12 protein-coding genes are annotated in these 12,714 nt (G+C 62.8%); 7 read left to right on the top strand and 5 right to left on the bottom strand.

Going from position 1 to position 12,714, the window contains the following annotated elements:
• Positions 1 to 156: 156 nt before the first annotated feature.
• Complete coding sequence (locus tag CY658_RS31665; protein WP_101493932.1) at positions 157 to 423, bottom strand: hypothetical protein; 267 nt, start codon at positions 421 to 423, stop codon at positions 157 to 159.
• A gap of 108 nt (positions 424 to 531) precedes the next feature.
• Positions 532 to 1,071: a PA2169 family four-helix-bundle protein gene (locus CY658_RS31670; protein ID WP_101493933.1), complete on the bottom strand. Its 540-nt coding sequence runs from the start codon at positions 1,069 to 1,071 to the stop codon at positions 532 to 534.
• A gap of 127 nt (positions 1,072 to 1,198) precedes the next feature.
• Here CY658_RS31670 and CY658_RS31675 point away from each other — a divergent pair, with 127 nt between their 5' ends.
• Positions 1,199 to 2,380, top strand: a complete 1,182-nt coding sequence (locus CY658_RS31675; protein ID WP_101493934.1) for an amylo-alpha-1,6-glucosidase — start codon at positions 1,199 to 1,201, stop codon at positions 2,378 to 2,380.
• A 17-nt stretch (positions 2,381 to 2,397) separates the two neighbouring features.
• On the opposite strand, the gene CY658_RS31680 is transcribed toward CY658_RS31675, so the two are convergent.
• Entirely contained in the window at positions 2,398 to 2,616 is a 219-nt protein-coding gene (locus CY658_RS31680) for a hypothetical protein (RefSeq protein WP_101493935.1), read from the bottom strand.
• Between the two features lie 240 nt (positions 2,617 to 2,856).
• Here CY658_RS31680 and paoA point away from each other — a divergent pair, with 240 nt between their 5' ends.
• From paoA to paoC, 3 genes are read left to right on the top strand one after another with little or no spacing between them, the layout of a single operon-like run.
• Positions 2,857 to 3,501: an aldehyde dehydrogenase iron-sulfur subunit PaoA gene (paoA, locus tag CY658_RS31685; RefSeq protein WP_101493936.1), complete on the top strand. Its 645-nt coding sequence runs from the start codon at positions 2,857 to 2,859 to the stop codon at positions 3,499 to 3,501.
• Positions 3,498 to 4,448 carry an FAD binding domain-containing protein gene (locus CY658_RS31690; protein ID WP_101493937.1) on the top strand — a complete coding sequence of 317 codons (951 nt, stop codon included), beginning with the start codon at positions 3,498 to 3,500 and terminating at the stop codon, positions 4,446 to 4,448. The genes paoA and CY658_RS31690 overlap by 4 nt, the downstream gene beginning before the upstream one ends.
• 3 nt (positions 4,449 to 4,451) lie before the next feature.
• The gene (paoC, locus tag CY658_RS31695) at positions 4,452 to 6,662 is read left to right on the top strand and encodes an aldehyde oxidoreductase molybdenum-binding subunit PaoC (protein ID WP_101493938.1); all 2,211 of its coding nucleotides are present in this window, start codon (positions 4,452 to 4,454) and stop codon (positions 6,660 to 6,662) included.
• A gap of 21 nt (positions 6,663 to 6,683) precedes the next feature.
• Here paoC and CY658_RS31700 read toward each other — a convergent pair whose 3' ends face one another.
• Positions 6,684 to 6,965, bottom strand: coding sequence for a hypothetical protein (locus CY658_RS31700; protein ID WP_101493939.1), 282 nt, complete (start codon positions 6,963 to 6,965; stop codon positions 6,684 to 6,686).
• 643 nt (positions 6,966 to 7,608) lie between these two features.
• Here CY658_RS31700 and CY658_RS33130 point away from each other — a divergent pair.
• Positions 7,609 to 8,631, top strand: coding sequence for a helix-turn-helix transcriptional regulator (locus CY658_RS33130; RefSeq protein ID WP_308217221.1), 1,023 nt, complete (start codon positions 7,609 to 7,611; stop codon positions 8,629 to 8,631).
• Positions 8,632 to 9,032: 401 nt separating this feature from the next.
• Here the strand turns inward: CY658_RS33130 and CY658_RS32615 are convergent, their stop codons facing one another.
• Positions 9,033 to 10,169, bottom strand: coding sequence for a hypothetical protein (locus CY658_RS32615; RefSeq protein ID WP_143713826.1), 1,137 nt, complete (start codon positions 10,167 to 10,169; stop codon positions 9,033 to 9,035).
• Between the two features lie 609 nt (positions 10,170 to 10,778).
• On the opposite strand from CY658_RS32615, the gene CY658_RS31720 reads away from it, so the two are divergent.
• Entirely contained in the window at positions 10,779 to 12,257 is a 1,479-nt protein-coding gene (locus CY658_RS31720) for a YfjI family protein (RefSeq protein ID WP_101493943.1), read from the top strand.
• Between the two features lie 78 nt (positions 12,258 to 12,335).
• On the top strand, positions 12,336 to 12,704 hold the full coding sequence (locus CY658_RS31725; protein ID WP_101493944.1) for an H-NS histone family protein: 369 nt from the start codon (positions 12,336 to 12,338) through the stop codon (positions 12,702 to 12,704).
• The last annotated feature ends 10 nt before the right edge of the window (positions 12,705 to 12,714 follow it).

Genomic DNA, 12,714 nt, shown 5'->3' on the forward strand with positions numbered 1-12,714 from the left:
GCTCCCGTTGAAGGCCAGTGGAACGGTTGTTCGAGGACCGACTTCGGTTCGCCTCCAGCCTTTCCAGGTTATGCAAGCCCGATGCAGGCGGTGGGTAAGGCCTTGACCGCCTCGGCTTGTCGGAGAACAGCCCGTGCCCCGGGCTGCTGCATGCGCTCAGGCGTGCACGCCGAAGTCGTCGGGGGTCAATTCGATCGGTTGCCGGGGGGTTGCCCGGTAGCGCGCAACGGCGACGGCCATGAGCACGTCTAAATTCGCCTTGCACGCGTCGATCAGCGCGTCGCCGATCTCGCGCACGCCGAACGCATCGTGCAGCGTGTCTTCGGAAATCTGCGCGACGATGCGCGCGCCCTCCGGACCGTCGGGATACACCGCGAATCGCACCGACGCGGTGTCGAAACAATAGATGCCTTCGAAGTCCATGTCGCCTATCTCCTTGTGCCTGCCCGCAGGGCCGGTGAGCTTGAGAGGGGGCGCGCCCGAAGGCGCACCCGGCGACGGATTTTTCCGCTTGCGAAGGCAGGAAGCAAGCTACAGCTGCGACTGCCGACAAGCGCGCAGGGTATTGAGCAGCAGACGCACCTGCGCGTGACCGCGTTGCGCATCGTGGGCCTGCATCTGCAGGATCTGCCGGATACCCATGGGTAGGCGCAGCGCCAGCGCCTCGCGGTAGCGCGCCACGGCCGCATCGTCGGCGCGCTCGCAGGCGTCGAGCACCGACGACTCGCTGGCCGCCACGCCCACCGCCGCCTTCACGTGCGCCCAGCCGCGGTGCACCGCGCCCAGCGCCGTGCCGCCGCCCGCCGGCTGGCCGCCGCAGGTGATGACGAGCTCCACCAGCTGGCTGGCCGCGGCTTGGCATTGCGCGGCGCGCGCGGCGAGCACGTCCTTGTGGCGCCGCGCCCTCACCTCGTCCGCGCCGGCGCGGAATGCGTGTGCGTCGTCGCGGGCGCCTTCGAGCAGGTGGTTCAGTACGTGGACCACGTGGTCTGTGGACAGCGCATCGCCCGGGAGGGTGTCACGCGCCGGATCATCTGTGTCTGCATGAAACAGGTTCTGGTCCTTTGCCATGTCGGACTCCTTTTTTCAAAGTTGAGAGGACTGGCTTCATCCTGGCGCGCCTCGCGAGCGCGCTCGTCGGGTCGGGGCGCGGCTGCGTGTAGGTCTTGCCCGGCGGCGGATGATAAAAACATGTCTCATGAAGGAACCTGACGCCCCGGCGCTCGCGCTGATCGACACCTGCGCGCACGCATCGCTCGCGCTGCTGGAACGCAACCTGACGCCGCACGGCATCCTGGCCGCCAGCCGCACCGAGGCGGCCGAAGCGCGGCGCTACACGCGCATCTTCGGGCGCGACGCGGCCATCTGCGTGCTCGCGATGTGCGGCAGCGGCGTGCCCGCGCTGGAGCAAGGCGCGGTGGCCAGCCTCGACGCGCTCGCCGCCCACCAGGCGGCCAACGGGCAGATTCCCAAGTACGTCGACCCCGAGGGCCGCGACGCCGACTTCTGGTACCTGGGCTGCATCGATGCCACGCTGTGGTGGCTGATTGCCGTGGACCACGTGCGCCGCCACGGGCAGGTCGGTCCCTCGCACTGGGCCGGCGAGGTGGAACGCGCCATCGGCTGGCTGCTGGCGCAGGAGCACCAGCACTTCCGGCTGCTGCAGCAGAACGAGGCCAGCGACTGGGCCGACATCATGCCGCGCTCGGGCTACGTGCTGTACAGCAACGCGCTCTGGTACGAAGTGAAGCGGCGCTACGCGCTGGACCATGCCGAGGCCACGAAGCACCACTTCAACCATTTGTTCAACCCGTTCCAGCGCGACCTGCCCGAGTACCACCGCGCGCGGCTGCTGCAGCACTACGCGCGGCGCGGCCGGCGCGACCCGGGCCTGTATCTGAGCTTCGTCAACCTGGCCGTGGTCGGCGACGAGGGCGATGTGTTCGGCAACGTGCTGGCCCTCCAGGCCGGGCTGGCCGATGCGGCGATGGCGCAGCGCATCGTCCAGACGCTCACCGAGGCGCATGCCAGCGTGCCCTACCCCGTGCGCGTGGTGCTGCATCCGCTGTCGCGCCAGCATCCGCTGTGGCGGGCCTACATGGGCCGCCACCAGCAGAACATCGTGCACCAGTACCACAACGGCGGCCTGTGGCCCTTTGTCGGCGGGTTCTGGGTGATGGCGCTGGCCCAACTGGGCGCGCAGGACCTGGCGTGGTCGGAGCTGGTGCGACTGGCCGAGGTCAACGCGCTGGAGGACTGGCGCTTCACCGAGTGGTTCCACGGCCGCACGCTGGCGCCCATGGGCATGGCCGGGCAAAGCTGGAATGCCGCGACCTTCCTGCTCGCGCTGCGCGCCTTGCGAGAGCCACAGGCGCAGTGAGGTGCGGCCTTGCCGCCTCAGGCGGGCTTGTCGCGCATTCGCCTGAGTTCGGCGCGGCCCAGGGGCGTGATGCGCAGGACGACGCCCGGCCGTTCAGGCGCATCGGACTCGGTCGGCAGGTCGGCCTCAATAAGGCCCGCGGCCACGAGTACCGCTGCATTGCGGATGTCCACGGGATCGGTCACCGTCAAAGGGAAAGCCTCGTCTTCGATCCGCCGCAGGAAGTCCATCGGCATGGGTCGCTCCTTTTTTTGGAGCAGAAAGTGTAGGCCGAACGGCCTCGCCGTGTCCCGGGCAAACCCTCGACGCAGCGGGTCATCGACCCCGCTGAGCGCTACTTTCTTACAGGCCCAAAAATCCGGGCGCCTCGCAGGCGGCAACACCCTCCTTTCTCCTACTGCGCGTGCCGACCCGGCGTGATACCCCGCACGGTCAAGCCCACGATTCGAGAACTTCGACCCCAAGGAGCCGCCGACATGGACAGTCCCACGACCCCCTTGATCTCGCGCCGCAGCGCCCTCATCGCCGGCGCCGCCACCGCCGCGGCAGTTTCGACTGCCGTGCCTGCCACGGCAGCGGCGCAGGCCACGCCCCCAAGCGCCGCCGGGCCCCTGATGAAGCTGTCGCTGACCGTCAACGGGCAGGCGCATGCGCTGCAGCTCGACACGCGCACGACCCTGCTCGACGCGCTGCGCGAACACCTGAACCTCACCGGCACCAAGAAGGGCTGCGACCATGGCCAGTGCGGCGCCTGCACGGTGATTGCCGACGGCCGGCGCATCAATTCCTGCCTGACGCTCGCCGTGATGCACGACGGCGGCCAGGTGACGACCATCGAAGGGCTCGGCACGCCGCAGCACATGCACCCGCTGCAGGCGGCCTTCGTGAAGCACGACGGCTACCAGTGCGGCTACTGCACGCCGGGCCAGATCTGCTCGGCGGTGGGCGTCATCGACGAGGTCAAGCGCGGCATCCCGAGCCACGTGAGCGCCGACCTCAATGCCCGGCCGCTGCTGTCGGCCGACGAGCTGCGCGAGCGCATGAGCGGCAACATCTGCCGCTGCGGCGCGTACTCCAACATCGTCGATGCCATCACCGAAGTGGCCGGGAGCCGGGCATGAAACCCTTCACCTACGAGCGCGCGCAATCGCCCGCGCAGGCCGCAGCCGCCGTCGCACGCCAACCCGGCGCCAAGTTCATCGCGGGCGGCACCAACCTGCTCGACCTGATGAAGTTGCAGATCGAGGCGCCCACGCACCTCGTCGATGTGAACGGCCTGGCGCTCGACACCATCGCGCCCACGGCCGAAGGCGGCCTGCGCATCGGCGCGCTGGTGCGCAACACCGACCTGGCCGCCGACGCGCGGGTGCGGCGCGATTACGGCGTGCTGTCGCGCGCGCTGCTGGCCGGCGCCTCGGGCCAGTTGCGCAACAAGGCGACGACGGCGGGCAACCTGCTGCAGCGCACGCGCTGCCCCTACTTCTACGACACTGACCAGCCCTGCAACAAGCGCCAGCCCGGCAGCGGCTGCAGCGCCGTCGGCGGCATCACGCGCCAGCTGGCGGTGATCGGCAGCAGCGCCGCATGCATCGCGACGAACCCGAGCGACATGGCGGTGGCGATGCGCGTGCTCGACGCGGCGGTCGAAACCGTGCGCCCCGACGGGCAGGCCCGCGTGATCCCGATTGCCGATTTCCATCGCCTGCCTGGCGACACGCCGCACATCGAGACGGTGCTGCAGCGCGACGAGCTGATCACCGGCGTCACGCTGCCCCGGCCCGTCGGCGGCACGCACGTCTATCGCAAGGTCCGCGACCGGGCCTCGTATGCGTTTGCGCTGGTGTCGGTCGCGGCGATCGTGCAGCGCGACGGCTCGGGCCGCGTGGCGCTGGGCGGCGTGGCGCACAAGCCGTGGCGCGTCGAGGCCGCCGAGGCGGCCCTGCCGCAAGGCGCGAAGGCCGTGGCCGCGCAGCTGCTGGCCGGCGCGCAGCCGACCCACGACAACGCCTTCAAGGTGCCACTGGCCGAGCGCGCGCTGGCCGGGGCGCTGCTGCAAGCGAGGAGCTGAGCCATGAAATTCGACACCCCCGCCACCACCAACCCCATCGACCAGCTCAAGGTCATCGGCAAGCCGACCGACCGCATCGACGGCCCGGCCAAGACGACGGGCACCGCGCGCTACGCCTACGAACGCAACGCCGAGGCGCCCCAGGCGGCCTACGGCTATGTGGTCGGCGCCGGCATCGCCAAAGGCCGCATCGCGTCGATGGACCTGAATGCCGCGCGCGCGGCACCGGGCGTGCGCGCCATCGTCACCGCGCGCAATGCCGGCACGCTCGGCAAGGGCGACTTCAACACCGCCAAGCTGCTGGGCGGCCCCGAGATCGACCACTACCACCAGGCCGTCGCACTCGTGGTGGCCGACACCTTCGAGCAGGCGCGTGCCGCCGCGCAGCTGGTGCGCATCGACTACACGCGCGCACCCGGGCGCTTCGACCTCGCGGCGGAAATGGGCGCGGCAAAGCTGCCCGAGCCCTCGCCGTTCGCCGGCCCGCCGGAAACGAAGACGGGCGATTTTCCCGGCGCGTTCGCCGCCGCCCCCGTGCGGCTCGATGCCACGTACACCACGCCCGACGAGTCGCACGCGATGATGGAGCCGCACGCCTCCATTGCGCAGTGGCAGGGCGACAAGCTCACGATCTGGACGTCGAACCAGATGATTGCCTGGGGCGTCGGCGACGTCGCCAAGACGCTGGGCATTCCGAAGGCGAACGTGCGGCTGGTCTCGCCCTTCGTCGGCGGCGGCTTCGGCGGCAAGCTGTTCGTGCGCGCGGATGCGCTGCTGGCCGCACTGGGCGCGCGCGAGGCCGGACGGCCCGTGAAGGTGGCGCTGCAGCGGCCCTTGATGATGAACAACACCACGCACCGGCCCGCCACCCGCCAGCGCATCCGCATCGGTGCCACGCCCGACGGCAAGATCACCGCCATCGCGCACGAAGGCTGGTCGGGCGACCTGCCCGGCGGGCAGGCCGAGACGGCCGTCAACCAGACCCGCCTGCTGTACGCCGGCGCGAACCGCCTGACCACCACGCGGCTCGCCGTGCTCGACCTGCCCGAAAGCAACGCCATGCGCGCGCCCGGCGAGGCGCCCGGGATGATGGCGCTGGAGATCGCCATGGACGAGATGGCCGAACAACTGAAGCTCGACCCGATCGAATTTCGCGTGCGCAACGACACGCAGGTCGATCCGGAAAAGCCGGAGCGCCCCTACTCCCAACGCCGCTTGATCGAATGCCTGCGCACCGGCGCCGAGCGCTTCGGCTGGAACCGGCGCAGCGCAACACCGGCGCAGCAGCGCGACGGACGCTGGCTCGTGGGCATGGGCGTGGCCGCGGCCTTCCGCAACAACCTGCTGACGAAATCGGCCGCACGCGTGCGCCTGGACAGCCGCGGCATCGTCACGGTGGAAACCGACATGACCGACATCGGCACAGGCACCTACACCATCATTGCGCAGACCGCCGCCGAGACCATGGGCGTGTCGCTCGACAAGGTGCAGGTGCGGCTGGGCGATTCGGCGTACCCCGTGTCGGCCGGCTCCGGCGGGCAGTGGGGCGCGAACAACTCGACGGCGGGCGTCTATGCCGCGTGCATGAAGCTGCGCGAGGCCATCGCGGCCAAGCTGGGCGTGGCGGCGGCCGACGCGCAGTTCGCGAACGGCATGGTGCATGCCGGCGGGCGCCCCGTGCCGTTGGCCGAAGCCGCGGGCGCGAACGGCCTGGTCGCCGAAGACGGCATCGAGTACGGCGACCTCGACAAGAAGTACCAGCAGTCCACCTTCGGCGCGCACTTCGTGGAGGTGGGCGTCGATGCCGTCACCGGCGAAATCCGCGTGCGGCGCATGCTGGCCGTGTGCGCCGCAGGTCGCATCCTCAATCCCAAGTCGGCGCGCAGCCAGGTGATCGGCGCGATGACGATGGGCGTCGGCGGCGCGCTCATGGAAGAGCTGGCGCTCGACAAGCGCCATGGCTTCTTCGTCAACCACGACCTCGCGGGCTACGAGGTGCCGGTGCATGCCGACATTCCGCACCAGGACGTGATCTTCCTCGAAGAGACCGACCCGATCTCGTCGCCGATGAAGGCCAAGGGCGTGGGCGAACTCGGCATGTGCGGCGTGGCGGCCGCGGTGGCCAATGCGGTCTACCACGCGACCGGCGTGCGCGTGCGCGATTACCCGATCACGCTCGACAAACTGCTGGACCGCTTGCCGCCGGTGGCGTGAGGCGAGCGGTGAGGCAGCGGCTCAGAACCGCGTCCCCACGCGCAGCCTGAACTCCTCGTCCGCGCTGCCCTCGTCGTCCGCGCGTGCGAGTCTCATCCGCGCCTGTTCATGCCGCAGCGCCAGCTCGCAGCGCCGCTCGCGCGTGGTGGCGTCACCCGGTGTCTTGTCGTCGAAGTCCATCAGAAACTGCGACTCTTCATGGGTGAGCCCGTGAAGAACTTCCTGGCTGTGGGAGTTGATGGCGAGAAGCCCGTCCGCCAGAAGACGCGTCCGCCGATCGTTCGGGATGCGAAGTGCCTGCATGGAGAACTCCTTTCGGGAAAAGTCCTGTGCTGTCAGGTCACCATCGCGCGGCGGGCGAGCAGCCATGTAGGCAGGCACCGCGACTTGCGTGCGGTCAATGCAGCGATTGATTTGTCGGCGGGTGTGGGGGACAGACCCGGCGGCGGTGGCATCGCGCTGGCCTCTTCAGGAATTTCCTTCGCTGCAACCTCTTGTCTTCAAGAAGCTTCAGGGGTCACAAGGGACGCCGAGGAATGAGGGCTGGAGCGGGTGAAGGGAATCCAACTCATGCCTCTAAGCCCCGAAAATACTGAAGATAACCCCTTCAATTCAATAATTGTTCCCCTCTCCGTTCCCCTGAATTCGGGGTTCGAATCCCTTGGGGACTCCTGACCGATTGAATTTGTTGTCCTTCCGCGAACCGATGGCGCAGAAGTCAGTTTGCTTGCACATCACGGCATCCCGCGAATATAGCGAGGCATGCCCCGTCAACTCAAGGGCAAACGCCCTCGACCGACTAGACCGCACGGTCCACCGGATCGCTACGAAAATTCACGCGCTCCGTATTCTGGCAACCAAGATTGATACAGTTGACGGGAGGGCCCCACGCCCTCCCTTCGAGCAACCGAAAGGACGGAAGGCTACTTTTTCGAGAAGGTCCGGCGTGCAGAAGACTGACATCCAAATTCCCCCCGATGATCCTATCGATCTCTGGGATTTCACCCGGCTCATCGCCAAGTCCATCTGCCCCAGCATGCGAGAAGCCGAAGACTATGCCTGGCTCCAGAAAAAACTCGTAAAGCTGCCGACCTCGGATCTCGAGATTCAATCCGACATGACCGCGGCCGAACGCGCGACGCTGCTTCGAATCTTGCCAGGTCTGCCACCTCACGCCGGCATGTCCGCCGGAGAGCGAGAGGTGTTCATGGATGCCTATTTGAAGCATCCTGATCGCCCCTCTTGGAGGCCCGTGCTTGTGAGCGAAGAAACGGTTGCCGCCAACGGCCTCCAGATACTCGAGATCCAAGAGAAGCATCGCCTCGCACTTCAGCAAGAAATCGCATCCGGCCAGCTCATCGCATTCAATCAGCATCACATCGACGAAGCCCGTGCGGGAAAGAACATCTTCATCCGTCGCGAAGATGCGTTGAACTACCTCAAGGCACATCGGTTTCGCACGGTTGATGATCCGGGCTCTCGTTCCGTCCACTCGGTGTCGAAACCGAAAGCCTCGGCCGCAAAAACGGCAACATCATCCAAAACGCTGGAAGCCGATCACCAAGATGATTCGGTGAAACTAGGCTCCACCAGCGCCCCCGAAGGGACGACAGCACTCGTTGATCTCGCTGCTCCCACAACGACGCCAAGCTCGGTATCCCCGCGGCCAAAAATGAGGCCGCCATCCTCCCAACAGGACAGCAAGTTTCACCGGTCTCCGAGGGAGAGCATAGAAACTTCAGTGGAACCCACGCGGCACAGCACTGCCACAGTAATCTTGCGCCGACGCCAAGTCGAGGCCCGAACCTCGTTGTCCCGCTCGGCCATCTATGACCGGCTCGACGCAAACTCCCCGCGCTATGACGCCACCTTTCCCAAACAGGTGAAACTCGGCAGTTCAAGCGTTGGCTGGCTGGAAAGCGAAATTGAAAACTGGCTCGCAGCGAGAACCCGCGCGTCGCGCCAATGAGTATCGAAGGCGCCGCCACTCTACAAGTCCGACATACAACGGCCTCACCCCAAGGAAGCCATCGTTCGTAACGACCTTTCGCGCCCAAGCTTCTACGAGCGGCAAAACCCCAAGAGCGGCTACTTCGTCGACGCAGATTCCCCAGCGCAGTGAAAATTGGCCACAGCGCGATGGGCTACCGCGAAGATGAGCTTGATGCATGGATCGCTTCGCGTCCCGAGAAGAAAAGGCGAGGTGTTTCTCGGTTAAGCCATCAGGCTTTCTCAATTAAACCCAGAGCCCGAAAACGCGTGCACCCCACGTTCATTGACGGCCGGGCCTGCGCCAGGAGCACCAGCGGCGGTTGCGATCAGCGAGAGGTAGGACCATCGCCTCTATCACGCTGAGCATCGATTCGCTCGTCATCCTCTACGGACTCCTCCGGTCATAGCCCGGAGAAGCGCCACCGGGGCCTGTCCTCGCCCGAAGCATTTCCCGCCTTCCTTATGAAACGCCCAAAAATCCGCTTGCGTGATATGTCGCTCCAGGTCATGCACCAATGCCTTGCGCGCGCTCTCGCGAAACTCGTGTGCACGCAATCGATCCGCACCGAAATAGCTATATTGCGCCGAACGGGAGTTGTAGTGCCGGCCCCATCCCTTGGTGATGTGCTTTCGCCAATGCTCTTCCAGCAGCGGCATGACGCGATGGTTCATGCTCTTGATCGAGCAGTTTACGAAATAGACCACGCGAAAATGATAGCCTGACTGCAAGCCGTACTCACGCCAGTACAAGTGTCCGATCACTGGGTAGTGCTCCCGCAGAAAGCGGTCATATTGCGCAAGATGAGCCTTTACCTGCCGCAGAGTAAAAGGTGAGGTCCACGTCTGCGTATCCACACCCCCTTGCATACAGTAGCCCAGATTCAAATGAATCGAAAACACATCTGGGTATAAAGCAAAGATCTGATCAATATATTCCCGCGAAGAAGCAGTTCGTGCGCGCATACGCCTGCGCCACCCGTCCAGGGCGTTTTGCACTTCTCGTCCGCCCCCTTTCTTGCGTACAAGCTTGATAAGCTTGTTGAAATGTCGGACGAATTTCTCTGCCTCACCATCACGGAACGTGCGCCAATGATGAAGTGAAGGTTGAACGTGAGCAATCCGCTCCATGACTCTGCACAACAACTCAAAGTAAGGATTGAATCGATGCCCAGGTAAAAGTCTCCGTATCTCATCCGGACCAAGATCAAGCAATATAGCTAGATGTGCTGCCATTGGCTCAAGGAGCCTGACAGTTTTCACCTCACGAGGTCCTGATCCTTTCCTTGTGATGCGCCGACTTTTGAGGGAGCAGATATCGCCATCGGATTCAACAATCAACTTGATCATCAACGCGCCCGACCTAATCCCCCAAACTGCATCTTCCTCCTCAGTCAGCACCCGCTGTGTAACCACTTGATCGTCGCACGGGCTCTGACTGACAAACGAAATCCTTCCAGAAACCGGAAGCTTCCACAGCGCTTCCTCATAACGGCTGAAGTCATCGACACTTTTCATGAGCGTAAGCCTGCAGTCGAGGCATCCAAGCTGACTCCAGACCTCGCTAACTGGCTTCGACCAACTCCTCGCGCACCTGTTTTCTTGGCGATAGCAATCTCTCTCACTTCAACTCTCTCCCTTTCGGCACTCGATACTTCACGGCAAGGGCAACTTCTCGCGACAAAATCAATCTAAAAGATTCACGTTCCGGAAACATGAAATCTCTCGAATTTTCTGAAAGATGATTTCGAAGATCAACACTCATCACCAGAGAGGTTTCGAAAATGAAACGTAGAGCTCATGAGTAGCCCCGAAAACTGCCCATAGTTTTTTGACACGCACCCTTTCTTCCATAATCGGATCAACGATGGAGATTCTTAGGAGTTTGAGGAAAAAAATATGATGCTCCTCATTAGAAAATTTGTTGCGCTTCGAGTCAAAAATAGTCGAATATTTTCAATTATTCTCTTTTTTATAGGTCGAGATAGTTCCTGCATCGCATTTTGTCACCTTCTTCTTCGTTAAGGCAAGATAAACTTCGCATCGCCCGCCCTTTTTGACGCCCCTCTTAGAACGAGAGGTCGACATGCACGGGGGATATTCTGAAAAGTCACTACAGAGCTCGTGATGTACTCGCCCCAATTTGACGAACCGCTACCCATTTCCGCGTACGGAAAGCTCCTGGCCCCCGCGATCCAGGAGCACAGCAGCAACACCAAGATTCCAATGGAAATGATTGCGCCTGTTGCCTTGGCCGCAATGGCCAGTGCTGCCCAAAATCAGTACAACGTTGAACGGCCCGGGATGGCTCCCAGCTCCATCTCCTTAAACGTGATACTTATCGCCGGCTCCGGCGAAGGAAAGGATGCTTCGGCCAGTGCACTGCTGCGTCCATTTCATGATTTTGAACAGAAGGCCGCAGATGCGGCGCGCGAAGCCAGGGTCGACCTAGCAGTGGCGACGAAGCTTTGGGAAATGCAAAGAAAAACAGTGGAAGCCAAATATCGCGGGGATCTTGGCAATCGCAGAATAGCCGACCGGGCCGCGCGGGAACTTAAGAAGCTATATCTCGCACAACCCAAGGGCGCAACGATCCCGAAGCTTCTTTTCAACGATGCAACACCCTTGGCGGTGAAACAATCACTGTGCTTGCGTTGGCCGTCTGGACTGCTTTACTCGATGGAGGCCAGTAGTTTCTTCAAGGGCGGCTTGATGCGCGACATGGCCTTTTGGAATGATCTCTGGGGAGGGGCCCCCCTTCACTTGGATCGAGCCAATAACCATGAGCGCGTCTCTGTATCGGCACCGCGAATGTCCATGATCCTCGGCATCCAGCCGGGAATGCTGGAGCGCTTCATGCAACGTCGAGGCCGGGAAGCTGAAGACAGCGGCTTGGTCAATCGTTTTCTTTGGGCCAGCCCTCCCCCATCCAGCGGCAATCGTCGGATCGAGGAAGCTGAGCCCAAGAAAAAGCATCTGGCCGCTTATGCGAAGCGATGCGTCCAACTCCTCGACGATGGCGCGAAACTTACCGAGGGTATTGACGATAAGCGAACATCGCTGACTCTTTCTCTGGATGCGCAGAAAGTCTTTCGTAAGGCTTTCAATGCGGCGCAATGGGAAATCCGATGGGGACCCTTCCACGAAATGAGCGGCTTTGCGGCAAAACTAACGGAACAGGCGACCCGAGTTGCCGCAGTGCTGCATGTGGCAGATGGACCGGAAGGCCCGATCATGGCTGAGACACTGGAGCGTGCGATCCAGATCGTGCGCTGGCATACTAGACAGTATTTGCGCTTGGTCTCACCAGAAAATGCGCAAGATCGTCGTACCCAAGACAAAGTAGAAATGCAACAACGTTTGCATGATCTTAGGATGGCAGGTCAACCCTTGGTGACTCTGAAAGATCTGCAGTTTCTCTTTCTTGAGGCCAGCTGGACGCGTCTTCGCATCGAGCGCGCTTTGAACGCCTTAGCTCAAGAAGGGTGGGTGGTCCCGCATCCGATTGGTCGAACAACGCGCTATCGTCTGTTTGACAGCCCGATTCCTGCTTCTGCCTCGGAAACGCCTTCTGATTCAAAAGGCAAGGTCAGTGAAACGCTCTAGAAGAAAGTAAGAGAGCCGGTTACATTAAGCTGATCGACTGCAAGATCATTTCCTGTTCTTGCTCGAAAATCTATCACCATGACAAAAGAACGACTGAAGGCGTTGGCTGAAGAAACACAGAAGATTAAAGAAAGACTGGCGGAAATTGCAGTCGAAGAAGCTGAGCTGCGCCAGGAAGAGCTGCATCGCATCGTGGATGCTTTCAAGAACGCCTTGACGGACTATGGTCTGGACGCTGAGAAGGCGATGGCCTTGCTGCAGTCATCCATTTCAAGAAGAGGTCCGGGCAAGCGCCAGCCAAGCAGCGCCGCTCAAAAGCAGTCGCCTGTTGTATACAAGAAACCCCAAGGGTCTGAGACATGGGGCGGCATTGGCAGAAAGCCCAAGTGGGTGCTCGAGGCCGAAGCGCGAGGATTGACTTTGGAAGAGCTCAAGGCAACGTCTTGAGAGGCATGGC

It is taken from the genome of Variovorax sp. RO1 (genome assembly GCF_002849325.1).
In the GTDB taxonomy this organism is placed as follows: Bacteria; Pseudomonadota; Gammaproteobacteria; order Burkholderiales; family Burkholderiaceae_C; genus Variovorax.